The sequence below is a fragment of the Flavimaricola marinus genome (assembly GCF_900184895.1).
Taxonomy (GTDB): Bacteria; Pseudomonadota; Alphaproteobacteria; order Rhodobacterales; family Rhodobacteraceae; genus Flavimaricola; species Flavimaricola marinus.
Genome location: NZ_FXZK01000003.1, coordinates 195,080 through 220,479, shown reverse-complemented (window position 1 = coordinate 220,479; position 25,400 = coordinate 195,080). Strand labels below are relative to the sequence as shown.

Annotated in this window: 28 protein-coding genes; 15 read left to right on the top strand and 13 right to left on the bottom strand. The window is 63.4% G+C overall.

The genetic code is table 11. From position 1 onward, the window contains the following. Nucleotides 1–96: 96 nt before the first annotated feature. Complete coding sequence (gene tgt, locus LOM8899_RS09985) at nucleotides 97–1,227, bottom strand: tRNA guanosine(34) transglycosylase Tgt (RefSeq protein ID WP_093992068.1); 1,131 nt, start codon at nucleotides 1,225–1,227, stop codon at nucleotides 97–99. A gap of 189 nt (nucleotides 1,228–1,416) precedes the next feature. Between tgt and LOM8899_RS09980 the strand changes: the two genes are divergently transcribed. From LOM8899_RS09980 to LOM8899_RS09955, 6 genes are all read left to right on the top strand, one after another. Continuing rightward, nucleotides 1,417–1,746 carry an ArsR/SmtB family transcription factor gene (locus tag LOM8899_RS09980; RefSeq protein WP_093992067.1) on the top strand — a complete coding sequence of 110 codons (330 nt, stop codon included), beginning with the start codon at nucleotides 1,417–1,419 and terminating at the stop codon, nucleotides 1,744–1,746. 9 nt (nucleotides 1,747–1,755) lie between these two features. Continuing rightward, on the top strand, nucleotides 1,756–2,409 hold the full coding sequence (locus tag LOM8899_RS09975) for an MIP/aquaporin family protein (RefSeq protein ID WP_093992066.1): 654 nt from the start codon (nucleotides 1,756–1,758) through the stop codon (nucleotides 2,407–2,409). A 30-nt stretch (nucleotides 2,410–2,439) separates the two neighbouring features. After that, a complete protein-coding gene (gene arsC / locus LOM8899_RS09970; protein ID WP_093992065.1) occupies nucleotides 2,440–2,844 on the top strand; it encodes an arsenate reductase (glutaredoxin) in 405 nt (134 codons plus the stop codon). Between the two features lie 115 nt (nucleotides 2,845–2,959). Next, entirely contained in the window at nucleotides 2,960–3,316 is a 357-nt protein-coding gene (locus LOM8899_RS09965) for an SUF system Fe-S cluster assembly protein (protein WP_093992064.1), read from the top strand. Nucleotides 3,317–3,532: 216 nt separating this feature from the next. Beyond that, on the top strand, nucleotides 3,533–3,898 hold the full coding sequence (locus LOM8899_RS09960; RefSeq protein WP_093992063.1) for a HesB/IscA family protein: 366 nt from the start codon (nucleotides 3,533–3,535) through the stop codon (nucleotides 3,896–3,898). Further along, nucleotides 3,895–4,185, top strand: a complete 291-nt coding sequence (locus LOM8899_RS09955) for a TfoX/Sxy family protein (protein WP_093992062.1) — start codon at nucleotides 3,895–3,897, stop codon at nucleotides 4,183–4,185. The genes LOM8899_RS09960 and LOM8899_RS09955 overlap by 4 nt, the downstream gene beginning before the upstream one ends. Before the next feature lie 2 nt (nucleotides 4,186–4,187). Here LOM8899_RS09955 and LOM8899_RS09950 read toward each other — a convergent pair whose 3' ends face one another. Further along, on the bottom strand, nucleotides 4,188–5,111 hold the full coding sequence (locus LOM8899_RS09950; protein WP_093992061.1) for an isopenicillin N synthase family dioxygenase: 924 nt from the start codon (nucleotides 5,109–5,111) through the stop codon (nucleotides 4,188–4,190). A gap of 90 nt (nucleotides 5,112–5,201) precedes the next feature. Here LOM8899_RS09950 and tpiA point away from each other — a divergent pair, with 90 nt between their 5' ends. Beyond that, complete coding sequence (gene tpiA, locus LOM8899_RS09945; RefSeq protein WP_093992060.1) at nucleotides 5,202–5,945, top strand: triose-phosphate isomerase; 744 nt, start codon at nucleotides 5,202–5,204, stop codon at nucleotides 5,943–5,945. A gap of 129 nt (nucleotides 5,946–6,074) precedes the next feature. Here tpiA and LOM8899_RS09940 read toward each other — a convergent pair whose 3' ends face one another. From LOM8899_RS09940 to LOM8899_RS09920, 5 genes are all read right to left on the bottom strand, one after another. Continuing rightward, nucleotides 6,075–7,502, bottom strand: coding sequence for a TRAP transporter large permease (locus tag LOM8899_RS09940; RefSeq protein ID WP_093992059.1), 1,428 nt, complete (start codon nucleotides 7,500–7,502; stop codon nucleotides 6,075–6,077). Nucleotides 7,503–7,505: 3 nt separating this feature from the next. After that, nucleotides 7,506–8,222: a TRAP transporter small permease gene (locus LOM8899_RS09935; protein ID WP_093992058.1), complete on the bottom strand. Its 717-nt coding sequence runs from the start codon at nucleotides 8,220–8,222 to the stop codon at nucleotides 7,506–7,508. An 80-nt stretch (nucleotides 8,223–8,302) separates the two neighbouring features. Further along, nucleotides 8,303–9,313, bottom strand: a complete 1,011-nt coding sequence (locus LOM8899_RS09930; RefSeq protein ID WP_093992057.1) for a DctP family TRAP transporter solute-binding subunit — start codon at nucleotides 9,311–9,313, stop codon at nucleotides 8,303–8,305. Nucleotides 9,314–9,593: 280 nt separating this feature from the next. Beyond that, the gene (locus tag LOM8899_RS09925) at nucleotides 9,594–10,817 is read right to left on the bottom strand and encodes a sigma-54-dependent transcriptional regulator (protein WP_093992056.1); all 1,224 of its coding nucleotides are present in this window, start codon (nucleotides 10,815–10,817) and stop codon (nucleotides 9,594–9,596) included. Beyond that, on the bottom strand, nucleotides 10,814–12,601 hold the full coding sequence (locus LOM8899_RS09920) for a sensor histidine kinase (protein ID WP_093992055.1): 1,788 nt from the start codon (nucleotides 12,599–12,601) through the stop codon (nucleotides 10,814–10,816). Before LOM8899_RS09920 ends, LOM8899_RS09925 begins: the two co-directional genes overlap by 4 nt. Before the next feature lie 59 nt (nucleotides 12,602–12,660). Here LOM8899_RS09920 and LOM8899_RS09915 point away from each other — a divergent pair, with 59 nt between their 5' ends. Further along, a complete protein-coding gene (locus LOM8899_RS09915; protein ID WP_093992054.1) occupies nucleotides 12,661–13,830 on the top strand; it encodes a cytochrome P450 in 1,170 nt (389 codons plus the stop codon). 143 nt (nucleotides 13,831–13,973) lie between these two features. On the opposite strand, the gene LOM8899_RS09910 is transcribed toward LOM8899_RS09915, so the two are convergent. Beyond that, nucleotides 13,974–14,435, bottom strand: a complete 462-nt coding sequence (locus tag LOM8899_RS09910; protein ID WP_093992053.1) for an Lrp/AsnC family transcriptional regulator — start codon at nucleotides 14,433–14,435, stop codon at nucleotides 13,974–13,976. A 137-nt stretch (nucleotides 14,436–14,572) separates the two neighbouring features. Here LOM8899_RS09910 and cysG point away from each other — a divergent pair, with 137 nt between their 5' ends. The 6 genes from cysG (at nucleotide 14,573) to LOM8899_RS09880 (ending at nucleotide 20,079) form a co-directional block, all read left to right on the top strand. Next, nucleotides 14,573–15,973: a siroheme synthase CysG gene (gene cysG, locus LOM8899_RS09905; RefSeq protein ID WP_093992052.1), complete on the top strand. Its 1,401-nt coding sequence runs from the start codon at nucleotides 14,573–14,575 to the stop codon at nucleotides 15,971–15,973. Beyond that, nucleotides 15,970–16,269: a DUF2849 domain-containing protein gene (locus LOM8899_RS09900; protein WP_093992051.1), complete on the top strand. Its 300-nt coding sequence runs from the start codon at nucleotides 15,970–15,972 to the stop codon at nucleotides 16,267–16,269. Before cysG ends, LOM8899_RS09900 begins: the two co-directional genes overlap by 4 nt. Before the next feature lie 3 nt (nucleotides 16,270–16,272). Beyond that, the gene (locus LOM8899_RS09895; RefSeq protein WP_093992050.1) at nucleotides 16,273–17,946 is read left to right on the top strand and encodes a nitrite/sulfite reductase; all 1,674 of its coding nucleotides are present in this window, start codon (nucleotides 16,273–16,275) and stop codon (nucleotides 17,944–17,946) included. Then, nucleotides 17,936–18,673 carry a phosphoadenylyl-sulfate reductase gene (locus tag LOM8899_RS09890; protein ID WP_093992049.1) on the top strand — a complete coding sequence of 246 codons (738 nt, stop codon included), beginning with the start codon at nucleotides 17,936–17,938 and terminating at the stop codon, nucleotides 18,671–18,673. Before LOM8899_RS09895 ends, LOM8899_RS09890 begins: the two co-directional genes overlap by 11 nt. A gap of 67 nt (nucleotides 18,674–18,740) precedes the next feature. Next, entirely contained in the window at nucleotides 18,741–19,169 is a 429-nt protein-coding gene (locus LOM8899_RS09885) for a DUF934 domain-containing protein (RefSeq protein WP_093992048.1), read from the top strand. A 67-nt stretch (nucleotides 19,170–19,236) separates the two neighbouring features. Beyond that, a complete protein-coding gene (locus tag LOM8899_RS09880) occupies nucleotides 19,237–20,079 on the top strand; it encodes a ferredoxin--NADP reductase (protein WP_093992277.1) in 843 nt (280 codons plus the stop codon). Between the two features lie 73 nt (nucleotides 20,080–20,152). Here the strand turns inward: LOM8899_RS09880 and LOM8899_RS23580 are convergent, their stop codons facing one another. Next, a complete protein-coding gene (locus tag LOM8899_RS23580) occupies nucleotides 20,153–21,067 on the bottom strand; it encodes a hypothetical protein (RefSeq protein WP_211096182.1) in 915 nt (304 codons plus the stop codon). Nucleotides 21,068–21,280: 213 nt separating this feature from the next. On the opposite strand from LOM8899_RS23580, the gene infC reads away from it, so the two are divergent. Then, nucleotides 21,281–21,793 carry a translation initiation factor IF-3 gene (gene infC / locus LOM8899_RS09870; RefSeq protein WP_245820493.1) on the top strand — a complete coding sequence of 171 codons (513 nt, stop codon included), beginning with the start codon at nucleotides 21,281–21,283 and terminating at the stop codon, nucleotides 21,791–21,793. Nucleotides 21,794–21,889: 96 nt separating this feature from the next. On the opposite strand, the gene LOM8899_RS09865 is transcribed toward infC, so the two are convergent. The 4 genes from LOM8899_RS09865 to LOM8899_RS09850 form a co-directional block, all read right to left on the bottom strand. Then, nucleotides 21,890–22,678: an FAD binding domain-containing protein gene (locus LOM8899_RS09865; protein ID WP_093992046.1), complete on the bottom strand. Its 789-nt coding sequence runs from the start codon at nucleotides 22,676–22,678 to the stop codon at nucleotides 21,890–21,892. 120 nt (nucleotides 22,679–22,798) lie between these two features. Next, the gene (locus tag LOM8899_RS09860) at nucleotides 22,799–23,281 is read right to left on the bottom strand and encodes a (2Fe-2S)-binding protein (protein WP_093992045.1); all 483 of its coding nucleotides are present in this window, start codon (nucleotides 23,279–23,281) and stop codon (nucleotides 22,799–22,801) included. 98 nt (nucleotides 23,282–23,379) lie between these two features. Beyond that, a complete protein-coding gene (locus LOM8899_RS09855; RefSeq protein ID WP_093992044.1) occupies nucleotides 23,380–24,378 on the bottom strand; it encodes a molybdopterin-binding protein in 999 nt (332 codons plus the stop codon). Then, nucleotides 24,375–25,346, bottom strand: a complete 972-nt coding sequence (locus LOM8899_RS09850; RefSeq protein ID WP_093992043.1) for an XdhC family protein — start codon at nucleotides 25,344–25,346, stop codon at nucleotides 24,375–24,377. Before LOM8899_RS09850 ends, LOM8899_RS09855 begins: the two co-directional genes overlap by 4 nt. Nucleotides 25,347–25,400 lie beyond the last annotated feature (54 nt).

The following is a 25,400-nucleotide window of genomic DNA, read 5'->3' as shown; positions in this document are numbered from 1 at the left end:
GCATCCTTGCGCGTCAGGATGCTCAGACTCACGCCAAGTAAGAACCGTCCCCGCGCCCGAAGCTATCAGCACAGGCGTCCAACGGACGTCGATCCCTCATAACTGCGCGATGTCGCCTTCGGCGCGGAGGTCGTGAAAGCTCGCTTCCCAGGCCGCAAACCGAGCCTCGCTGATGGCCGCGCGCATCTCCGACATAAGCTCCTGATAGTAATGCAGATTATGCCACGTCAGAAGCATACCGGAAATCATTTCACCGGCCCGGAACACGTGATGCAGATAGGCACGGGAATAGCCTCTGCAGGTCGGACAAGTGCATGCCTCGTCGAGCGGCCTCGGATCGTCCTGATGGCGGGCGTTCTTGATGTTGACCTGCCCTCGGCGGGTCCAGGCTTGGCCGGTGCGCCCCGAGCGAGACGGAAGCACGCAATCCATCATGTCGATACCGCGCTTCACGGCTCCAACGATATCATCGGGCTTGCCTACGCCCATCAGGTAGCGGGGCTTGTCCTGCGGCAGCATTGCCGGCGCAAAGTCGAGCACACCAAACATCGCCTCCTGGCCCTCGCCCACCGCCAACCCGCCGACCGCATAGCCGTCAAACTCAATGTCGCGCAGGGCTTCGGCGCTCTGCTCTCGCAGATCGCGCTCCAGACCGCCCTGCTGAATCCCGAACAAGGCATGGCCCGGCCGGTCCCCGAAGGCATCACGAGACCGGGCCGCCCATCGCATCGACAAGGCCATGCTTTCGGCAATGCGGTCTCGATCCGCGGGCAACGCGGGGCATTCGTCGAATGCCATGACGATATCGCTGCCCAAAAGACGCTGGATCTCCATCGAACGCTCGGGGGTCAACTCGTGCTTCGAGCCGTCGATATGGCTGCGAAAGGTGACGCCACGTTCGGTCAGCTTGCGCAGATCGGCGAGGGACATCACCTGAAATCCGCCAGAATCCGTCAGGATCGGGCGTTGCCAATTCATGAAATCATGCAACCCGCCCAAACGCGCAATTCTCTCCGCGGTCGGTCGAAGCATCAAGTGATAAGTGTTGCCCAGCAAGATGTCCGCACCCGTGGCCGCGACGCTCTCAGGCATCATCGCCTTGACGGTTGCCGCCGTGCCGACGGGCATGAACGCCGGCGTTCTTATGTCGCCTCGCGGAGTCGAGATGGTGCCGGTCCGGGCCGCCCCGTCTGTGGCCGCAAGGGCAAATGAAAACTTCTCAGGCATACCGAAATCCCTCTCGTTCCGCGGCCTTCTGCCCCGTTCCCCTTCGAATGAAAAGCCCCGCGGGGGTCCAAAGCCCCCGCTCGGCTTCTTTTGGCCCCAAATACGGATGCGCCATCAGCCATCGGTCGGCACCTTGCGATGTCGTGAACCACGTTGACAAACCGTAATCACTTCCATAATTCACGATTTATGGATAAATCATCTGCACTCACCGCCTTCGGCGCCCTTTCACAAAGCACTCGCCTCGACGTGATCCGTCTTCTGATCATCGCGGGCGCCGAGGGGCTGTCCGCCGGTGATCTGGCCGGCAAGCTCGACGTCCGGCAGAACACGCTTTCGGCCAATCTGACCGTCTTGCTGAACGCAGGCCTAGTGAGCAACCGGCGCGAAGGGCGGTCGATCCGGTATTTCGCAGACATGTCTCAGCTGCGGGCGCTCCTCACCTTCCTGCTCGAGGATTGCTGCGGCGGGAATCCGGCGCTGTGCCAACCGGCGCTCGACACGCTCGCCTGCTGCTGAGGAGCCAGGATGCCCGATCCGCGCCGTTTGACCGCCGAAGCACTCGGCACCGCGATTCTGGTCTGCACCGTGGTCGGCTCCGGCATCATGGCCGAGACGCTGACCGACGATGTTGCCTTGGCGCTCTTGGGAAATACGTTGCCGACAGGCGCCATTCTGGTCGTGCTCATCACCCTGCTCGGGCCAATCTCCGGGGCGCATTTCAATCCGGCCGTGACGCTCGGTTTCGCCGTTTTGGGGCAGCACAATTGGGGCAACGTCCTGCCGTATGTCGCCGCCCAGATCATCGGTGGTATCGCCGGGACGGTGCTCGCCCATGCGATGTTCGACCAGACGCTGCTTCAAGCCTCCCAGCACGTCCGGACCGGGCCGGCTCAATGGCTCTCAGAAGGTGTGGCAACCTTCGGGCTGATGTTCACCATTCTCGTCGGTAAACGATCGGCCCCGGAGTCGATCGCCTGGCTGGTCGGGCTCTATATCACGGCAGCGTACTGGTTCACCGCCTCTACGTCCTTTGCCAATCCGGCAGTCGCCATCGCACGCAGCTTTAGCGATACGTTCTCCGGGATCCGTCCTCTCGACCTGACCGGTTTCGTGCTGGCGCAACTGGCCGGAGCGGTCTGCGCCACACTGTTCTGTCAATGGTTTCTCAAGCGGCCATAGACCGCCCTTCTCAGCTTAAGGAAGACACCCATGTTTCCCGTCGTCATTCACCACAACCCCAACTGCGGGACTTCGCGCAATGTCGTGGCCATCGTTCGGGCGGCAGGCTACAGCCCCGATGTAATCGAATATCTCGAAACCGGCTGGACGCGGCCGCAATTGCTGGGGCTATTCGCCGCGGCCGGCATGACGGCACGCGACGCCCTGCGGACCTCCAAGTCCCCCGCCGAAGAGTTGGGCCTGCTCGACCCGGCGATCTCCGATAACGCCTTGATCGACGCCATGATTGCGCACCCGATCCTCGTGAACCGACCCATCGTCTGCACGCCCAAAGGGGTTCGGCTCTGTCGGCCGAGCGAAAAGGTCCTCGACCTGCTCGAAGCCCTCCCCCCCGAGGATTTCCGCAAAGAGGATGGAAACGCGCTGGTCCCATAGGCGTGACCCGTGTCAAGCACCGCCGCGCGCCAATGCGCCCCTTTACCCCACAGGGCATAAACCCTATATAATAAGTCAGGATTGCAGAAACACACAGACCGGAACGGATCTCGCCATGCCCGACACTCAACTCGAAGGCACCCCTTTGATCGAGCCATCGTCCACAGAGCACCCGCTCTACGATAATATCGTCGATGCCTGCCGGACCGTGTACGACCCGGAAATTCCGGTCAATATCTATGATCTCGGGCTGATCTACACGATCAAGATCGACGACGAAGGCGCGGTCAGCGTGATCATGTCGCTCACCGCTCCCGGCTGTCCGGTGGCCGGCGAAATGCCCGGCTGGGTCGCCTCGGCGATCGAGCCTCTGGCCGGCGTCAAACAGGTCGACGTCGATCTGACATGGGAGCCGCAATGGGGCATGGACATGATGTCCGACGAGGCCCGGCTCGAACTGGGCTTCATGTAGGCCTGCGGCTTCGGCTGGCTCTCACACACTGTCACGACCATTGCGGTCAAAGCGACCGGCCAAGATGGCGCAACAAGCCGACCTGCCCGCCCCTGCATTGACCAGCACCAAAGACACCAACTCCGGCAAATCCGGTCGTTTGGTGGTCCCACCCGTGCACGGGGCTTGAGACATCGGGCCCGCTTGCCTATTTTGAGCGTGAAACAGGAGAACACCATGTTCGGCATTCCCGGCAAACAAGCTGTCACCATCACGCCCAAAGCGGCGGCTCAAATCGCCAAGCTGATGGCAAAGGACAGCCACGAGGGCCTTCGGATCGGCGTCAAGAAGGGCGGATGCGCGGGCATGGAATACACCATGGAATACGTAAAAGAGGTGAATCCGCTCGACGAGATCGTCGAGCAGGACGGTGCCCGTGTCATGATTGCGCCCATGGCGCAGATGTTCCTCTTCGGCACCGAGGTCGACTACGAGACGTCGCTGCTCGAAAGCGGTTTCAAATTCCGCAATCCGAACGTGGTCGACGCCTGCGGATGCGGCGAATCAATCAAGTTCGACGACGCGCTTTCGGCGCCGAAGTGAGCATCGACGACAGCGATATCGCCTTCGCTGTCGATCTGTTTTCGGGCTTGGGCGGCCTCACCAAACGCAAAATGTTCGGCGGGATGTGTCTCTACCGGGACGGCACGGTGTTCGCACTTCTGTCCAGCACCGGCCGGATCTACCTCAAGACCAAAGACCCTGCGGCGCTCTACGGACAGGAAACCGAGCAGTTTCACACCATGCCCTACTGGGCTCTGCCGGAGGACGCCCTAGACGACCCCGAGACGGCAGTCGGCTACGCCCGGGCCGCCCTCAGCCTGCTCTGATCTCACCCGGCTTGCAGATGGACGTAGGTCTCGGCGTAGCGGCGCTCCAGATGATCGATGGCCCGAATGACCCTGTCGCTTCCGCGGGGGGCCACGTTGGCGTCATGGTCGGGGTTGAAGAACAACGGCACTGACAGGCGCTCGTCGGCCCCTCCCACCACGCGGTGAGGCGTTGCCCTCACACGGCCTTCCGTCCACATCTCCAGCATCTCGCCAAAGTTGATCACGAATGTGCCGGGCTCGGCCGAAACCGGGATCCACCCGCCGCCACGCTTGCGCACCTCGAGACCGGGCGTGCCATCCGTCGCCAGAAGAGTCAGGCAGCCATAGTCGGTATGGGTCGCGATACCGAAATCCTTGGCACCAGCCCCCGCCGGTCGGGTCGGATAATAGTTGCCACGCAACAGCGCCATCGGACGCGAAAACCGGGTCCGGAAATAGGCCGGGTCTTCGCCCACGGCCGCCGCGATGGCACATAGCAGATCAAGGGCAAAGGTCGTGGCCGCGGCATAATAGGCCTCCAGCGTCGCGCGAAACTCGGCGGGCGCGTCGGGCCACTGGTTCGGCGCATAACAGGACAGTTCCGCCAGCGGATCGCCCTCCGGGAGAGCCAAGCCAACGTCGAAGACCTGCTTGTAATCGGGATTGGCCTCCGTGCTCACCTGCTCGGACCCGGACGCGCCCCAGCCACGATTGGCCTTCGTGCGGGCCATATCTACCTCGGCCTTCCGATCGGTCGGCAAGGCAAAAAAGGCGCGATAGCTGTCCAGCACGGTCTCGACCTCATGGGCCGAGATCGGCGTGTCGTGCACAGTCAGAAACCCGATCTCCATGGCCCCCTCACGGACGGCAGACGCCGCCTCGGCATGACCGGGGCGGGAACGGTCCAACAGATCGCGGGCATTCACACTGGGTATCTGTGTCATTTGATCGAACTCCTAGCCTTCACCCCATGATGAGGGCCTGCTACCACAGTATCAAATCATCCGCAGCATGCGTCTCAAGGGGGAAAAACCATGGCCAAGAAACTCGCCGCCGGCAACTGGAAGATGAACGGCACAAGCGAAAGCCTGAGCGAAATCGCCGCATTGATCGCGGCCCACCCCAACCCGTCGGTCGATGTCCTGCTTTGCCCCCCCGCGACTTTGATCGCAGCGGCCTCCACGGCCAAGGGCTCGCACGCATTGGGGCTTGGCGGGCAGGACTGCCACGCCAACGTCTCCGGCGCCCATACCGGCGACCTCAGTGCGCAGATGCTCAAGGACGCAGGCGCCAGCTACGTGATCGTCGGACACTCCGAACGGCGGACGGACCACGGCGAAACCAGCGATCTCGTCCGGGCCAAGGCCGAAGCGGCCACCCAGGCCGGGCTCACCGCAATCATCTGCATCGGCGAGACTCTGGCACAGCGTGAAGCCGGCGAAACGCTGGCAATCCTCGACGAGCAGTTGCAAGCCTCGGTCCCGGACAGCGCCACCGCCGCCACGACAGTCATCGCCTATGAACCGGTCTGGGCCATCGGCACCGGGCTCACCCCCACCGAAGCACAAATCGGCGAAGTCCACGCGGCCCTGCACAGCGCGCTCGGTCAACGGTTCGGCGACGGTGGCGATTTCAGCCTGCTCTACGGCGGATCGGTCAAAGGCAGCAACGCCGCCCAGATATTCGCCATCCCCCATGTCCACGGAGCGCTGGTGGGCGGAGCAAGCCTCAAGGCCGCCGACTTCTCGCCCATCGTCACGGCGCTCGAACAGGCCTGACCCATCTTTGGGTCTCAAATATCCCCCCCCGGAGGGTCCGACGAAAAGCAAAGGCGACGCACCGATGGATGCGTCGCCTTTTCGATTTCAGACAACAGGCGCGCGCGGTAGCGCCCCGTTTGATCATCGCTAATTCACGATGATCTCCGGCCCCATCACGGTCGTCGGCAACCACGTCGAGATGAACGGGACGTAGGTGATGATGATCAGGAACACGAAGAGCACGGCAAGGAACGGAAGCGCCGCACGGACGACCGCCATCATGCTCATCCCGGCCACGCCAGAGGTCACGAACAGGTTGAGCCCCACCGGCGGCGTGATCATCCCGATCTCCATGTTGACCACCATGATGATGCCCAGATGGATCGGGTCGATGCCCAGCTCGATTGCAATCGGAAACACCAGTGGCGCCACGATCACGATCAGGCCAGATGGCTCCATGAACTGACCACCGATCAGCAGGATGACGTTAACCATGATGAGGAACGTCACCGGGCCAAGGCCGGCCCCCAGCATCTGCTCGGCGATATGCTGCGGGATCTGCTCGTCGGTCAGCACATGCTTGAGCAGCAACGCATTGGCGATGATGAACATCAACGTGATCGTCAGTTTGCCGCCCTCAAACAGGGTCTTGCGGGTATCGGCGTGGAAAAAGCCGGTGATCAACGCCTGCGGCTTGCGCCAGAGCGGGATCGGGCGACCACCATCCTTGGCAGCCAAGGGGCCCATGTCACGATAGATAAAGATCGCGACCATCCACGCATAGACCGCCGCGACGGCCGCCGCCTCGGTCGGGGTAAAGATACCGCCCTGCCAATAGAACAGGCTCAGACCCTCCTGAAAACGGATCGCCGGAAAGCCGTAGATGCCGCCCATGATGATCCCGATCAGCAACAGGCCCCAAAGCGCGTCGCGGAAGCTGTCGAAGACCTCGCCCCAGCCCTGCCACTCGCCTTTCGGCATGTTGCGGATGCGGGCGATCACGTAGATCGTCACCATCAGCATCAGACCCGCCAGAATGCCCGGGAAAACACCCGCTAGGAACATCCGTCCCACGGAGACATCCGTCGCGCTGGCGTATACGACCATCACGATGGAGGGCGGGATCAGGATGCCCAAGGTGCCGGCGTTACAGATGACACCGGCGGCAAAATCCTTGGTATAGCCCACCTGCCGCATCGCCGCGATGACGATCGAGCCGATTGCGACCACGGTCGCCGGGCTGGAGCCGGACAAGGCCGCAAACATCATGCAGGCCAGAACGCCCGCGATCGCGAGGCCGCCCTGCAAGTGACCGACGCAGGCAATGGCGAACCGAATGATGCGCTGCGCGACACCCCCGGTCGACATGAACGACGAGGCGAGCACGAAGAACGGAATGGCCAATAGGGTGTAGTGACCCGCCATGGCCTGATACATCGACTGCGCCACGGAGGCGAGCGACACGTCGGACAGGGCCAGCAAGAAGATGATCGACGACAGGCCGAGGCTGACCGCAATCGGCACGCCCAGAAACAAAAGGCCGACAATCATCGCAAAGAGAAGGAAAACGTCCATGGCTCAGTTTTCCCTGTTCATGGCGGCGACTTCCTCGACCGCTTCTTCGGCTTCGTGACTGACGATCAGGCGATCCTGCTCTCCACGGACGATCCGCAACAGCACCTGGATCACACGAAACAGGATCAGCAGCGAGGCGACCGGAAGGATCACGTAAGGGACCAGCACGGGCATCTTGGAATATTCGTCGAACAGGATCTGACCGCTCTGTTCATAGGTATTGAAGGTCTGCTCGAGCCAACTTTTCAGCCAGTCGAAGGGAATGGGAATTTGGCCGGTTTCCTGAAACCCGAACCGGCGGGCCTCCCAGTCGAACCCAGTCGGAAAGACCCGTCCCGTGGTCTTCGGCAAATCGGCAAAAGGCGCCCAGTAATCCCACGACCCCTTGAGGAGCAACAGGGCATAGACGACGCACAATGTTGCCGAAAGCAGGCCGAGTATCCGCCGGACAGGCGTTTCGAACAGGTTGACCACGGCGTCCACACCCAGATGGGCCGTCACCTTGAAGCCGTAGGCAATGCCGAACAGAACCAGCCATGCAAACATGACCAGAACCACTTCGAGGCTCCAGATCAAAGAGCTGTTGAACACATACCGCAACACCACGTTCACAAAGGTGAGCAACGTCATCAGGCCCAGCAACAGGGCGATGACAGTCTCTTCGAAATTGTGAACGAAACGCGAGAACCCGGACTTGGGCTCATACTTGTATCCCGCCATGACGCGGCCCCTCCCCTGAAAGTCGGTGCGGCGGGGCCGGCATTACCAGCCCCGCCTTCAAGATACCTCAGCCTGACGGATCAGAGACTGTTGTTGATCTCTTGCGCGGCGTCGATGTTCTCCTGACCGACTTCGTCGGCGAACTGCGCCCAGACCGGCAGCATCGCCTCGACCCATGCAGCACGCTGCTCAGGTGTCAGTTCGCGAACCACGCCACCGGCTTCGATGATCGCCGTGCGAGCCTCGGCGTTGACGCGGGTGGATTCCGCGTTCCGCAGCGCGGTCACTTCGTCGAGGATCGACAGGAACTGGTCGCGGGTGTCGGCATCGAGGCTGTCGAGGAAATCGACCGAGGTGACGACCATATAGTCGATGATACCGTGGTTGGTTTCGGTGATGCCGTCCTGCACCTCAAAGAACTTCTGGCCATAGATGTTGGACCATGTGTTCTCCTGGCCGTCGACAACGCCCGTCTGAAGCGCGCCGTAAACCTCGGCGAAGGCCATCGGCTGCGGGGATGCGCCCATGGCTTCCATCTGCGCGACAAGCACGTCGGAAGGCTGCACCCGGAATTTCAGACCATTGGCGTCGGTCGGCAGCTCGAGCGGCACGTTGGCCGAAATCTGCTTCATGCCGTTGTGCCAATAGGCAAGCCCCTGCAAGCCGCGGCGTTGCATGGCGTCGAGCATGTTCTGCCCGGTCTCGGAGGCCTGGAACGCGTCAACCGCCTGAATGTTCGTGAACATGAACGGCAGGTCGAACAGGCGGTAGGCTTTCGTGATGCTCTCGAACAGCGACAGCGAAGGCGCTGCGAGCTGCACGTCGCCACGCAGAAGCGCCTCGATCACCTGCTCGTCGGTATAGAGCGTGGAGTTCGGGAACACTTCCATGCACATCGTGCCGTCCATCTCGGCATTCACACGCTCTGCCAGCAGCGTGGCGGCGATGCCCTTGGGGTGGCGGTCGGTGTTGGTGACGTGGCTGAACTTGACGACGACTTCGCCTTCGTCACAGCCCATCGGGTCGGCGGATACGGCGGATGCGGCAATAGCGGCGGCGGCGGCGGTGGCCGCGAATGACAGGAATTTCATGTCTCTCCCTCTTCATGAATATTCTGGACGCACTCCCTCCCGGAATGCGTTGACGCTAACAAAGGGTTAGCGCCCCGACACAGGCAAGACATTTTATTGCGCGACCGAAGAACAGGGTGAATCCATTTCTACACAGGCACTTACCGCGAAAGGCGGGCGGGCTGCCAAGCGGGAGCGGGCCCGTGGTGGCGAATCCTCACACATATGTTAGCGGTATATGTGCGGAAATCCGCACACTGCGATCGAGACAGCCCGAGCAGAAGCACGGGATGCCGGCCGGCTAGCGATAGTCCTCCGCCCGCAGATTGTGCCGGGTGAGCTTGTCGTAGAAGGTCTTTCGAGGCAGTTTCAGAGCGCGCGCCGTGTCACTGGCATGGCCGCCGTGGCGACGCAGAGCCTCGATCAAGAGCGCCCGTTCGACCTGTGCCATCTGTTCGGTAAGGCCCAGCGCCTCGGTCTCTTCGCCCTCGCCCAGCCCCATGACAAAGCGCATCGCGGCGTTCATCAGGGATCGGGCGTTGCCCGGCCAGTCCTGCGACATCAGGCGGGCGAGCATGTCCGCCGGCACGTCGGGTTGCGTCAGATTGGCCTGCTCACAGGCCTGAGCGACGTAATGGCGGAACAGGAAAGGAATATCCTCCTTACGCTCGCGCAACGCCGGAATCCGGACGCGCATCAGGTCGAGGCGGTAATAGAGATCGGCGTTGAAACGGCCTTCCGACACCTCCTTGTTCAGATCCCGTGTCGTTCCGGCAAGGATACGCGGCGCCATGCCGCCCTCCAATCGGTCGAGCAAGGCAAACTGGGACGCCCCCGGCAACATGCCGACCTCGTCGAGATAGAGCGAGCCGTCCTGCGCATCCGCAATCGCGGCCTCCAACGCCTCGACGCTCAGCCCCGCTGCGGCGCGCTTCACAAAGGGGCGCGATGAGGCCGCCGACAACAAATGGATGACCTCGGCCACCTTCGGGGTGCCGGACCCCGCATCCCCGGTGACGAGGACTTCGGCAGTAGCACGGGCCACCGCACGCACCTGTTCGCGCAGATGCTGAGCGGGCGCAGAGCGACCGGCCAGCATCCGTGACGCGGCATCCCCCGCCTCCACCTCGCGGCGCAGGCGACGGTTCTCCAGCACGAGTGCGCGGGCCTTCAGCGCCTTCTCGACAATGGTCAGGAATTCCGCAGGGCCACAGGGTTTCTCCAGAAAGGCATATGCGCCCTCGGCCATCGCGCGAACCGCCATCGGCACGTCACCCTCGCCGGTCAGCAGGATCACAGGCAAGTCAGGGTCCAGCACATGGGCGTGAGACAGCAGGTGAAAGCCATCACGGCCCGGCATCCGGATGTCGGTCACGACGATCCCGTCAAAACGACGATCCAGATGATCCTTGGCCTCGATGAACGAGCCCGCCAACACCGGATCGAGATCGGCCAGCTCCAGCGATTGGCCCAAAGCCTCGCGGACCTCTCGGTCATCGTCCACCAAGAGCACACGGCGGGTCATGCCGCCGCCTCTTGCCGCGCGACAAGGTCCAGCTCGATCGTGAACACCGCGCCACCGTCCGGATGATTGCGGCCACGGATCGCACCGCCAAAGGACTGAACGAGGCCATAGGAAATCGACAAACCGAGGCCCATGCCCTCTTCGGCCCCCACTGCCTTGGTGGAATAGAACGGATCGAATATACGCTCCGGCTCCGATATGCCCGGACCGGTATCGCGCACGCTCACGGCGACGCGAGCGGCATCGACCGGAAATATCTCGATCTCCACACGGCGCTCCGGGCTCGCCGCCATCGCATCAATCGCATTGGTCACAAGGTTCAGCACCACCTGCTGCAAGCGCACCTCACCGCCCCGGACCAGAACAGGGGCCTCGGGGCGACGCCATACCACCTCGACCTCGGCCTGACGCGCCTTCGCTCCGGCCATTTCCAGCACCACATCGACCACGGGAACAAGGTCCACATCGGCCAATGGCGCGCTCTCTTGCCGGGCAAAGGCACGCAGGTTGCGGATGATCCGGCCCATGCGGCGGGTCAATTCGGCAATCCGGCTCAGGTTCTCGGCCGCGCGATCCGGCCTGTCCTTCTCAAGAAAGGCCAAAGCGTTCTGCGCAAACGACCCGATGGCCATCAAAGGCTGATTGAGCTCGTGACTGATACCCGCAGACATCTGCCCCAACGCACTCAGCTTGCCTGCCTGCACCAGATCGGCCTGCGCCTTTGTCAGACGGGCCTCGGCAGCAGTGCGCTCGGCCACCTCCCGGATCAGATCGGCATTGATCGCCCGCAATTCCGCCGTCCGATCCGCCACACGGGCCTCCAATCTGGCGTTGTCCTCCGCCAACGTGCGGCGGCGCTCGGTCGCCAGAAAAAGCAAAGCGCCAAAAGCGAGACACAGGGCCGCCGTCACCGCAGCCTGCAAATCGGCGACCTGCCGTGCCGGAGCAACATCGATCAGCGCCTCGCCTTCGAGACCGATGACCGGCAACGGCAATGTCAGATGCAAGGCGCGGGCCGGAACATAGGGGCCGCCATCCACGGCCCAGACCTCGTGCACGCCGACCATGCCAGGGCTGTGCGAAACGAAGGCGGTCACCCGGCCAGCAGGATAGCGCAGGCTCTGACTGGCCTCCTCCGGATCGCCGACCCGCGACCGAAACAAGAGCTCCGACCGGTTCGATACGAAGATGACGCCCATTTCGTCGGTGAAAAAGATCGTCGGGCGATCACCGCGCCAGCCGGCTTCGACCTCCTCCACGTCGGTGGCCACGACCACCGCGCCCAGCACCGGGCCATCCACCGAAAAGATCGGGGCCGCGAACATGAACGTGCGGCGGCCGTAACGGTCGCTCAGCTGGTGATAGACGCCAAGCGCACCCTGCATGGCACGGTCGAAATAGGGTGCCTCGACATGGGTGACAACGCCGGAAACTGGCTCGGCGGCGACCAACTCACGTCCCTCGGCATCGACCAGAAAGATATCGAGCGAGCCGGTCTTGTCAGCCACCTGACGCAACAACTCGGCCGCCTCCTCCGCCCCGGTCCCGCCCGTGATGAGCGCCGTCAGATCCGGGTGGTCGGCCATTAGCACCGCGAGTTCGCGAAACCGCTGCAATTCCGCCGTCAGGCGATCGGCGGCCAGCGCCAGATCGGCCTCGCCGCGACGGGACATCTGATCGAGCGCCTCGCGATAGCCAAAGGTCCACACACCGGCGGCAAACCCTGCCACCAGCAGCAGAAATGCCAGCACTCCACCGGCGCGACTGATCTTTGATCCTGTCATGGGCAGACTCTATCCGCAGGGGGCTTGCATTGACCAGAGGGGGCTGGCAACGGTTCGAGATGGAAAAGTTCAGCCAATCGCCCACCGCCCCCGCATTCGTCCAAGACCCCTACCCGTTCTACGATACCGCGCGCCGTGCGGGGGATCTGTTCTGGTGGACCGACTACAACATCGCCTGCGCGGTGTCGCACAAGGCGGTCTCGGCAATCCTGCGCGACAGGCGGCTGGGGCGTGAAACTCCGGCCGAACTTGCCGGCCCGGTGCCACCCGAACTGGCGCCCTTCTACGATATCGAAGAACATTCGCTGCTCGAGGTCGAACCGCCCAAGCACACCCGGCTGCGGGGGCTGGTGCTCAGGGCCTTCACCTCGCGACGGATCGGCGAACTCGCACCAGACATTACTGCTCTCAGCCACGAGCTGATCGACAAATTCCCGCCTCCCGGCACCGCCTTCGACCTGCTCGACGCCTTCGCACGGCCACTGCCGGTAACGATCATCTGTCGGCTGCTCGGCGTCCCCGAGGATCGGGCCGACGACTTGCTGCGTTGGTCCAATGCCATGGTCGCCATGTATCAGGCGCGCCGCACCGCACAGATCGAAACAGATGCGGCTCAGGCCTCTCGCGAATTCACCGCCTTCCTCACGGACTACATCGATCAGAAAAGGCAACGGCCCGGCGACGATCTGATCACCCAATTGATCGCCGCCGAGGAAGATGGGGAAAAGCTCAGCACCGAAGAGCTGATCTCCACCTGCATCCTGCTGCTCAATGCCGGGCACGAGGCCACCGTGCACACGCTCGGCAATGGTGCCGCGACCCTGCTCGACCACGAACGCTGCGACATAACCGAGGCCTGCACCGAGGAAATCCTGCGGTTCGACGCGCCGCTGCACATGTTCCGGCGCTGGGTCTACGACGACATCACCCTTTTCGGGCACGACTTCAAACGTGGCGACCAGATCGCCTGCCTGCTCGGCGCCGCCAACCGCGACCCGGCAGCCTATCCCGACCCGAACACCTTCGACCCGGCGCGCAAGGGCCCCGCCAACACGAGCCTCGGCGCCGGGCTGCACTTCTGCGTCGGCGCACCGCTCGCACGGTTGGAAATCCGGATCGGCCTGGACGCGCTCTTCACACGTTGCCCGACGCTCAAACTCGCCGAAGCACCGCGCTACGCGGACCTCTACCATTTCCACGGGCTGGAAAAACTGATGGTCACCACCTGACGCTCAGAGCGCCCCGTGTCGCTTTCAACTTGGCCAATAAACTCAAACCCGGCCAATGCCGCCGACGCACTGCTTGGTGATTGGCGACAGGTCACCGATGTCAAAAATCAGGAATGCGCGGAAGCGCACTGCTTGAAAGGCGCTCACAATGGCAGAGCGACGGTGGACTTGATCTCTTCCATGCTCAGCAGGGCGGTCACGTTGAACACACGGACCTCGCTGATCAAGGCCTGATAAAAGACATCATAGGCACGGGCATTCTGAACGCGAACCTTCAGGATATAGTCGATATCACCCGCAAGTCGGTGCGCCTCCTGCACTTCGGGGCGGGCCTGAAGGGCGGCCAGAAACTTGGCCTGCCACTCCGCCTCATGCTCGCTGGTGCGGATCAGCACAAAGAACGTCGCCTCGTATCCAAGCGCCTCGGCGTCCAGCAATACCGTCTGTTGCCGGATCACGCCGGCCTCCTTGAGTTTGCGGATGCGATTCCAGACCGGCGTCTTGGAACTGCCCACCGCACGGGCGATCTCATCCAGAGAGCGGCTTGCATCGGCCTGCATTTCGGCAAGGATTTTCCGATCTGTCTCGTCTATCCGAAACGCCATTCGCCACACCCCTCGATTTCAGAACATTAGGCCTCCATGCCCGGCATATTGGGACATATGTTCTTATCTACCCGCACTGGTAGCCAAAAACCAGAACAATGTTCTATATTGAAGGCTAGAAATCAAACGGGTGTCCAATGCAGCACTTTCCGATCTTTCTGGCCGTGGCAGGCCGCAGGGTCGTCGTCTCCGGCGGCGGCGAAACGGCTTTGGCCAAACTGCGCCTGCTGCGCAAGACCGATGCACACCTGACCGTCGTCGCCGCAAACCCCGACCCAGAGCTGCACCGGCTCGCCGCCAGCGGCGAGATCCGGTTGATCGCGCGGGCGATAGAACCCGGCGACGCGCTCTGCGCCTCGCTCTTCTACGCGGCCAACGATGACGCGGCCGAGGACGCACGTGTCGCCCGGCTGGCTCAGGCAGACGGCGCCCTGACCAACCTCGTCGACAATCTGGCCGACAGCCAGTTCATCACCCCCGCCATCGTCGACCGCGATCCGGTCGTCGTCGCCATCGGCACCGAGGGCGCGGCCCCCGTATTGGCGCGGCGGATCAAATCCGATCTCGAAGAGCGGCTCCCGGCCTCTCTCGGACTTCTGGCGCGCATCGGCAAGACCTTCCGCAAGGCCGCCGACGCCCTGCCGATGGGGGGCAAGCGGCGGGCATTCTGGTCCGAGTATTACGACAGCACAGGGCCGCAAACGCTCGAACAGGACGGCGTCGAGGCCATCGAACCGGCGCTCAAGGCGCTGCTGAGCAAGCATCTCAACGCGCCGCAGAAAGAAGGCTCCGTCGATCTCGTCGGTGCCGGCCCCGGCGATCCGGACCTGCTGACGCTCAAGGCACGCAAAGCGATCGAGGCAGCGGACGTGGTGATCTATGATCGGCTGATCAGCCCCGAGATCCTCGAACTGGCCCGGCGCGAGGCGATCATGCTCAACGCGGGCAAAGAGGGCTTCGGCTCCTCGATGGCACAGGACGACATCAATGAGATGATCGTCAGCCACGCGGCGCAAGGCGCGCATGTCGTGCGGCTGAAATCCGGGGATCCGACCGTGTTCGGGCGGCTCGACGAGGAAATCGACGCCTGCGACGAGGCGGGCGTGGCCTGGCGGATCATTCCGGGGATCACCACGGCCTCCGCCGCCGTCGCGTCGCTGGGGCAAAGCCTGACCAAGCGCGGGCGCAACTCCTCCGTGCGGTTCCTGACGGGGCACGACACCAAGGGTTTCGCCGATCACGACTGGCAGGCGCTGGCGCGGCCCGGCGAAGTGGCCGCGATCTACATGGGCAAGAAATCGGCCCGGTTCATTCAAGGCCGGCTGCTCATGCACGGCGCCGATCCGACGACGCCCGTCACCGTGATCGAAAACGTCAGCCGCGCCGACCAGCGGGTGCTCGCCACCACGCTGGCCCGGCTGGAGCCAACTCTCAGCGAGGCCAAACTGACCGGCCCCGCCCTCACCTTCTATGGCCTCGCCCCGCGTCAGGCCGTCGACATCGCGCAAACCCTTCCAGCGCAGGAGATCGCCTTATGAGCCGCGCCTTCACACCCAAAGTCATCACCGCCAACCGGTTGCTCGAGGGCGACGCCGTCTGGCTGACCGAGGACGACCGCTGGTCGCCGGATATGGCTCAGGCCGAGCTGATCGACGACGAGGCCCATGCCCAGATCCGCCTGCTGCATGCACAGGGCCAGCCCGACGTCGTCGTCGGCCCCTACCTCGTCGACGCCAAGCCGGGCGACGACGGACCGTTGCCCACCCATTTCCGCGAAGCCTTCCGGACACGCGGACCATCCAACTACGCCCACGGCAAACAGGCAGAGGTCTGATCCATGTACGTCTACAATGACTTCGACGAAAAATTCGTGCGCGAACGCACCGCGCAATTCCGTGGCCAAGTTGCCCGCCGGATCGACGGCAGCCTGACCGAAGACGAGTTCAAGCCGCTGCGCCTGATGAACGGGCTCTACCTGCAACTGCACGCCTACATGCTGCGGGTGGCGATCCCCTACGGCACGCTCAGCAGCACCCAGATGGACCAACTTGCCTATCTGGCCGAGACCTATGACAAGGGCTACGGACATTTCACCACCCGGCAGAACATCCAGTACAACTGGCCGAAGCTGGCCGACGTGCCGGACATGCTCGACGCACTGGCCGATGTCGGAATGCACGCGATCCAGACCTCCGGGAACACGATCCGCAACGTGACCGCCGACCACTTCGCCGGCGCCGCGGCAGACGAGATCGAAGACCCGCGCCCGGTCGCCGAATTGCTGCGGCAGTGGTCCACCGATCACCCGGAATTCCAGTTCCTCCCGCGCAAATTCAAGATCGCCATCACAGGCAGCCCGAACGACCGGGCCGTCACTCGCGCCCACGACATCGGTTTGCGGATGGTGCGCAACGACGCGGGCGAGCCGGGGTTCGAAGTGATCGTCGGCGGCGGTCTGGGCCGGACACCGATGGTCGGCAAGGTGCTGCGGGACTTCTTGCCCAAGGCCGATCTCCTGCCCTACGTCGAAGCCATCGTCAGCGTCTACAACCTGCTCGGTCGACGCGACAACAAGTACAAGGCGCGGATCAAGATCACCGTTCACGAGAACGGTTTGGACAAGATCCGCGAGTTGGTCGATGCAAAATTCGAACAGATCAAAGCGGGATTTGCCGGGTTTGACCAGCAATTGCTTGCACAAATCGAACAACACTTTGCCGCCCCGGCCTTCAAGCAGGCGAGCACCGCAGGTTTCGAGGCCGCCAAGGCCGCGAACCCCGCGTTCCGGTCCTGGAGCGATACCAACCTGACGGCGCACAAGGCTGACGGCTACGCCATCGTCTCCGTCTCGATCAAGAAGCAAGGCGCCACTCCGGGCGACGCGACCGCCGATCAGATGCGCGTTCTGGCACAGCTGGCGCGGGATTATGGGCACGACGAACTGCGGATCAGCCACGAGCAGAACGTCATTCTGCCGCATGTGCACAAGTCGGACCTGCCAGCGGTCTATGCCGCGCTGCGGGAAGCCGATCTGGCAACGGCGAACATCGGCCTGATCTCCGACATCATCGCCTGCCCCGGCATGGACTACTGCGCGCTGGCAACGGCCCGGTCGATCCCCGTCGCCCAGGAAATCGCCACGCGCTTTGACGAGTTGAAGCTCGAGCACGAGATCGGGCCGCTGAAGATCAAGATCTCGGGCTGCATCAACGCCTGCGGGCATCACCACGTCGGGCATATCGGCATCCTCGGTCTCGACCGGGCGGGCGTCGAGAACTATCAGATCACGCTGGGCGGAGACGGCACCGAAGACGCCGTCGTCGGCGAGCGGGCCGGTCCCGGCTTTGCCTATGACGAAATCGTGCCGGCAATCGAACGGATTGTGCTGGCCTATCTGGAACTGCGCGCCTCGGACGAGGAAACCTTCCTGCAAGCCTATCGGCGGGTGGGCATGGCCCCGTTCAAAGCCGCGCTCTATCCGGCGCAAGAGGACAAAGCCAATGCCGCTTGATACCCCCCTGCCCGCACGGATTGCGGCGCTGAACACGCGCTATAAACACCACTCCGCCACCTCGGTGATGGAGAAGGTGCTGCGCGACGCGGACTTGGGCAAAATCGCCCTCGTCAGCTCGTTCGGTGCCGAATCCGTGGTGCTTTTGCACATGGTTTCGGTGATGGCCCGAAAGACGCCGGTCATCTTCATCGACACAGAGATGCTCTTTGCCGAGACGCTGACCTATCAGCTCGAATTGAGCGAACGGCTGCACCTCGCGGATGTGCGCACGATCAAGGCCGACCGGACACAAGTGTTCGAGCGGGATAACGAAGGGCTGTTGCACCTGCACGACCCGGATGCCTGCTGCGCCCTGCGCAAGACCGAGCCGCTGCAGAACGCCCTCAAGGAGTTCGACAGCTGGATCACCGGGCGCAAGCGCTATCAGGGCAGTACGCGGACCAATCTCGAGTTCTTCGAGAACGAGGCCGACATCCGGATCAAGGTGAATCCGCTTGCCCATTGGACGAGTTCCGATCTGCAGGATTACATCACCGAGAACCGTCTGCCGCGGCATCCGATGGTGGCCAAGGGCTATCCGTCGATCGGCTGCGCTCCCTGCACCACGCGTGTGAATGACGGCGAAGATCCCCGGGCCGGTCGCTGGCGCGACCTGAGCAAGGAAGAATGCGGCATCCACTTCGTCGACGGCAAGATCGTGCGCGGCCCCGAGGCCAGCGCCTGAGACGCCCGAGTGGCCGTGGATATTTAGAACCCAAAGAAGCGGGGCGCTGGTCCCGGAAAGGCGAGAGATGAGCGTAATTGTGACCGATACGGGCTTTGGTCCCGACACGTTTGAAGGCGTAGCTGTGCCGCTGGCGGAGGTCGCCGCGAACGGCCGGCTGCCTGCGGCCGTGCTGGTTGCCCCCGGCGATGATCCGGCCGCTATGGCCGGACGCCTCGAGGGTGTCGACATGATCGTGGCGGAATTTCCGTCCTTTGCCGATGGCCGTGGCTTCACCCACGCCCGCAGCCTGCGCGAGCTTGGGTTCACCGGCCGTTTGCGCGCCAAGGGGCATGTTATCGCCGATCAATACGCCATGGCCCGCCGGTCCGGTTTTGACGAGGTCGAGATCTCCGACGAACTGGCCGCCCGACAGCCCGAGGAGCAGTGGTTGGCCCGAGCCGACTGGCAAGCCCACGACTATCAGGCCCGCCTGCGCGCATCCGCCTCGGCCTGACCCCCTTTCCTTGACCCTTCTCACAGACTATCACGGAGGGCGGCCCGATGGGGCTGCCATGACATTTATGACCGAGCAAAAACCAGTGACCGACGTCAACGCCTCTCCCGTTTCGCGCGCCATCCCCACTCTGCCCGATGCGCAGACCGTTACTTCGGTCCGCCACTATACCGACCGGTTGTTCGCCTTTCGTGTGACCCGCCCGGCCTCGTTGCGGTTCCGTTCGGGCGAGTTCGTGATGATCGGCTTGTTGGGCGACAACGGCAAACCGCTCCTGCGGGCCTATTCCATCGCCTCCCCGGCCTGGGACGACGAATTGGAGTTCTATTCGATCAAGGTCCCCGATGGCCCGTTGACCTCGCGGCTTCAGCATATCCAGCCGGGCGATCAGATCATTCTGCGGCCAAAGCCCGTCGGCACCTTGGTGCATGATGCGCTGTTGCCGGGCAAACGGATCTACTTCTTTGCCACCGGCACCGGCTTTGCCCCCTTCGCGAGCCTGTTGCGCGAACCGCAGACCTTTGAGGACTACGACGAAATCATCATCACCCACACCTGCCGCGAAGTGGCAGAGCTGACCTATGGCCGCGAATTAATCGAGGGTCTCAAGGCGGACGAGATGATGATCGAGCTATTGGGCGAAGAGAACCTCGCCAAGATCAAATACTATCCGACGACGACCCGCGAAGAGAGCCCCAAAATGGGCCGCATCACCACGCTGATCGAAAACGGCGAGCTCTTCGCCGACCTCGGCGTGCCGCCGCTCAACCCCGAAACCGACCGGGCGATGGTTTGCGGCAGCCTTGATTTCAACAAGGATATCAAGGCTCTGCTTGAGGCTGCGGGTCTCGAGGAAGGGGCGAACTCCGATCCCAAGCAATTCGTGATCGAGAAAGCCTTCGTCGGCTGAACGCAAACACCGCTGAAATGAAAAACGCCGCGCAGTCTCCTGCGCAGCGTTCTTGTTTTGTGTTGGCTTCGGATTATTGACCGAGCGCCGATTTGATCTGATCCAGCACGGTGTTCAGCAACAACGGGTTGTTCGCCGCACCTTCCAGGGCCCCGATCAGGGTCTGCTTGGTGGTGTCATCGAGGCTCGACCCTTCGATCACCGATGTCACAGCTTCGACATCAAGATTGGCCGGGTCGAGGAGCGTGTCGAGCGACATTTCGCCCGCAGCCTCTTCCGCCATCTCGGTGGTCGCGTCGGCGGCATCGTCGGCCATCTCGGTGGTCGCGTCGGCAGCGTCGTCAGCCATCTCGGTGGTCGCGTCAGCGGCATCGTCGGCCATCTCGGTGGTCGCGTCGGCAGCGTCGTCGGCCATCTCGGTGGTCGCGTCGGCAGCGTCGTCGGCCATCTCGGTGGTCGCGTCGGCGGCTCCGTCAGCTGCTTCGGCGGCGGCTTCGACCGCACCTTCGGCTGCTTCTGTGGCTGCGTCTGCTGCGGCTTCCACAGCTTCGGTGGCCTCGGTCACGGCCTCGTCGATGGCTTCCTCGGCAGCGTCAACGGCTTCCTCGACGGCGGATTCCGCTTCGGCGGCCGCAGCCTCTGCTTCGGCAGCGGCGGCAGCTTCGGCTTCGGCCAGGGCAGCAGCCTCGGCTTCGGCGGCAGCGGCGGCTTCAGCTTCGGCCAGCGCAGCAGCTTCGGCTTCCGCGGCGGCAGCGGCCTCGGCTTCGGCCAGTGCGGCGGCTTCTGCCTCAGCGGCAGCTTCGGCCTCGGCGACGGCGAGCGCGGCTGCCTCTTCTGCTGCGGCAGCTTCGGCAGCGGCAGCCGCTTCGGCGGCGGCCTGCTCGGCGGCGGCAATCTCGGCGGCCTGACGAGCCTGATTTTGGCTGTAGGCCCAATAGCCACCCACGGCCACGGCCAGTGCGATGACGATAATCGCTATGCGTCTCATCTGTTAGATCCTTCCGGTTCTCAATCCATTGGCCCCCTCTGAGGCCTCGCGATTGCTATGCCAGAAACCAAAGCCGAGGAAAAGCGCGATCCGCGCGACCCCTTGTTTTCCGGGTTGAAACCAGCACCACCAACGACTAGTTTGGCCCCTGCGAACCCTGCAATAGCCAAAAGGAAAAAGGCCATAGCCCGTAGACCACACAACGCACCACCCGTGCGTGACACCGGCCCCCGCGTGAACGAGCGTATCCGGGGAACCGAAATCCGCCTGATCGGCGCAGAAGGCGAAAACGTCGGGGTCGTGACCCCGGAAAAGGCGCTCAGCCTGGCAGAAGAGGCCGGTCTCGATCTGGTCGAGATCTCGCCGAATGCGACGCCGCCTGTCTGTAAAATCATGGATTACGGCAAATACAAATACGAGACCCAGAAGAAAGAGGCCGAAGCCCGCAAGAACCAAAAGATCATTGAGATCAAAGAGGTAAAGTTCCGGCCGAACACAGATATTCACGATTACGGCGTGAAGATGCGGTCCGTTTTCAAGTTTCTCGAGAACGGCGACAAGGTCAAGGTGACCCTGCGCTTCCGCGGCCGTGAAATGGCGCACCAGGAATTGGGACGTCAGCTGCTGGAACGGGTCGCCGAGGACATCACCGAAGTTGGAAAGGTCGAGAACATGCCACGTCTCGAAGGTCGCCAGATGGTGATGATGATCGGCCCCACCAAATAACGGAATCGGCCCGTCTCGGGCCTGACTTCGATAGCGACGACGCAAGCCCGGCAGTTTTGCCGGGCTTTTTGTTTGTCGGCGTCCGACTGGTCGGCGCTAGATCGCTGCAGCCACTGCCCGCTTGGTCAGAACACCGATCAAATGCGCGCGGTATTCAGAGGTGCCGTGCAGATCCGCGATCATCCCATCGGGCGATACGGCCAAACCGGCAAGAGCTTCGACCCCGAAATCGGCACTCAGCGCCGCCTCGGCCTCGGCCCAGCGAAACACGCCTTCCTCCGAAGCGCCGGTCACCGCCACCCGCACGCCCGTGGGGTATTGCGCGACGAAGACGCCCACGAGGGCAAAGCGCGATGCCGGTTGCAGGAATTTCTGATAACTCGCCGTGGTCGGCACCGGAAAGCGCACCTCGGTGATGATCTCGCCCTCTTCCAAGGCGGTGGCGAACATGCCTTGGAAATAGTCGTCCGCCGCGATCTCGCGGGCGTTCGTCTTGATCGTCGCACCAGTTCCCAGAACAGCCGCCGGGTAACACGCCGAGGGGTCGTTGTTGGCCAAGGACCCGCCCAAGGTCCCGCGATTGCGCACCGCCGGATCACCGATATGGCCGGCCAAAGCCGCGAGCGCCGGGAACGCTTTCGCCTCTGCGGCGACACGCGCATGGGTCGTCGCCGCCCCCACGCAAAGCGCGCCCTCGTCCGACATGCACAGGCCCTGCATTTCCGGTATCGCGGTCAGGCTGACCAAGGTCTCGGGCGCGGCCAGACGTTGCTTGAGCGTCGGGATCAGGGTCTGCCCGCCGCCCAGCGCCTGCGCCTCGTCCGCCGCCAAGGCCGCAACGGCCTCTGCTATCGTTGTCGGGCGCTCAATCTCAAACGCATACATCTGAAGTCTTCCTTCTCTCGGACGGAGGGTCGCCCCTCACCTCGCCTCGTAAATACGCGCAGTCGGTTGTCGGGATCAGCGCCGCATCGGGCTGACACAGGCACCGCTCACCGGCCCGTGTCAGGCCACAGCCGCGCTGACATCCTGACCGCTCGCCGCCATGATCGCCTTGATAATGTTGTGATATCCGGTGCAGCGGCAGATATTGCCCTCCAGATAGGCACGCACCTCCGCCTCGGTCGGCTTGGGGGTCTCCTTCAGCAGGGCCGCGGCGCTCATCACCATGCCCGGGGTGCAAAACCCGCACTGCAACCCGTGGTGATCCTGAAAGGCCTGTTGAATTCGGCTCAACGAGCCGTCCGGCTCCGCCATCCCCTCGATCGTGGTGACCTCCGCACCATCGGCCTCAAAGGCAAACATGGTGCAGGCCTTCACCGCAGCCCCGTTGACATGCACCAGACAAGCCCCGCACTGGCTTGTGTCACAGCCCACATGGGTGCCGGTCAGCTTCAGATCGGTCCGCAGGAAGTCCACCAACAGGGTCCGGCCCTCGACTTGGCCCAAAACGGGCTGGCCATTCACTGTCATCTTTACGTCGGTCATTCAGCGCTCCCGTCAGTCTTTCGGCTTTGCGGATGATATAATCACGGCGCCCCCCGGTTTAGAAGGCTGAACTTTGACGACATTTGCCAAGGTCGGGATCAGGCGGACGGGGTCCGGCGTGGGCGCGGCCGCGACGCGATGTCCTTGAGCAATCCGCCCACCCCCATCGCGGCAATCGCCGCGCTGTCGACGGGAACGGCGCAGATCACCCGCTCCAGAACCCAATCCGCCCCGTTCAACGCGGGCGACCGGGCGCAGCCTGGCAATCCGATCACCGGCTTGCCGCCCAGCGCCCCCAGAAACAACAGGTTGCCGGGATCAACCGGCATGCCAAAGCGTTCGATCGTCCCGCCTGCCCCGCGCACCGCCGATGGGGCGACGTCGTCGAGGTCGGAGGTGGCGGATCCGGTCAGGATCAAGACCAGGTCGGATTCCGCCGCCGCAACCGCCTCGGCCAACGGTGCTACCTCGTGTGGCACCACGATCCGGGGCGCCAGCGTCATATTCAGCCGCTCCAGCCGGGCACGGATAGAGGCACGGCCCTTGGGCGCGAGGGTCTGGCCCGGCACCTGCGTCTCGATCAGGCAGGCGGTGCGCAGGCGTGGTGTTCGAAAGGCTATGGCCCCTTCCGCCAGATGCGCGGCCCTTTGCAGGTCCGCTTCCAGCACAGCATAGCTGATGATCTTGACCGTCCCGACCATATCGCCCGGCGCAACCCTTTGCAGAGGCGGCAGGGTCGCGAGGGTGATCGACGGGTTGACGGCGTTGAGGCCGGTCACGGCGTCGGGGTCCACCGCCAGCAGCCCCGCCTCGCGGGCATAGAGGTTCACACGACCGGTGGCCGCCTGCCCGGCCCGCAAAGAGGCACCAAGCCCCGCCAAGAGCGCGGAGGCGACACGGGCGGCGGCGGCGTCTTCGTGCACGTCCCCCGGATCGAGGCGCGCCACCGTCACCTCGGCGCGCCCGGCCTCCCGCAGCAGGTCGATCTCGGCCGGCCCGAGGCAAAGCCCCTTGCGGAGCTTGCCCTTCCCGACCGTGACCGAATGCGCCAGATAGGCGCCCTCGGCCTCGGCGACCGGAACCGGTCCGAACCTCATCCGCGCCTCAGCGTCTGGGTGATCTCGGCCATGATGCTGACGGCGATCTCCGCCGGGCTGCGGCTACCGATATCAAGGCCGACGGGCGCATGGATCCGGGCAATCTGCGCCTCGGAAAAGCCGGCCTCCCGCAGGCGGTCCACACGTTTGGCATGGGTGCGGGTCGATCCCAGACACCCAAGGTAAAAGACGTCCGACGCCAAGGCGGCCTTGATGGCCGGATCATCGAGCTTCGGGTCATGGGTCAGGGTCACGACAGCCGTGCGCGGATCAAGGCCATGGGCCGCCAGCGCCTCGTCGGGCCAGTCGTCGAGGATAGTCTCACCGGGGAAACGGGCTTGCGAGCCGAAGGCGGGACGCGGATCGACGAGGACCGGGTCATAGCCGCAGGCGCGGGCCATCTGCACCAAGGGCTGGGCGATGTGAACGGCGCCCACCATAACCATGCGCAAAGGCGGGTTGTGAATGGCGACAAAGGTGCGGCCATCCGGCTCCACGCCCGAGCGGTCCATGCGAAAGCGGTCCGGATAGGCCGAAGGGTCGGCCAGATGACGGTCCGGTCCCTCCAGATCAGCCACGAGGGCGACAGGGCGGCGGGCGGCCTCTGCGGCGACCAGTTCGGACAGCAGCGGCTCTGGCAAGACCGATCCCACCGGCTCGACAATCACGCGGATGCGGCCACCGCAGGCCAAACCCACGGCAAAGGCTTCGTCGTCGCTGACACCATAATCAAGCAGTTTCGGCGCGGCGGACCCAAGTGCCTCGATCGCCTCGAGGATCACCGCCCCCTCGACGCAACCGCCAGAGACCGAGCCCTCCATCGCGCCCTCGGCGTCGATCACCAACTGGCTACCCACCGGACGCGGAGCGGAGCCCCAGGTCTCGACGACGGTCGACAACACGGCGCCCCGGCCGGAACGATGCCAGTCCAGCGCGAGCGCAGGGATAGAAATCGGATCGGATGACATGAGACAGCCTCCAGGCAACAGGGGGGATCGATGTCCACCATACTCTGTTGTGGA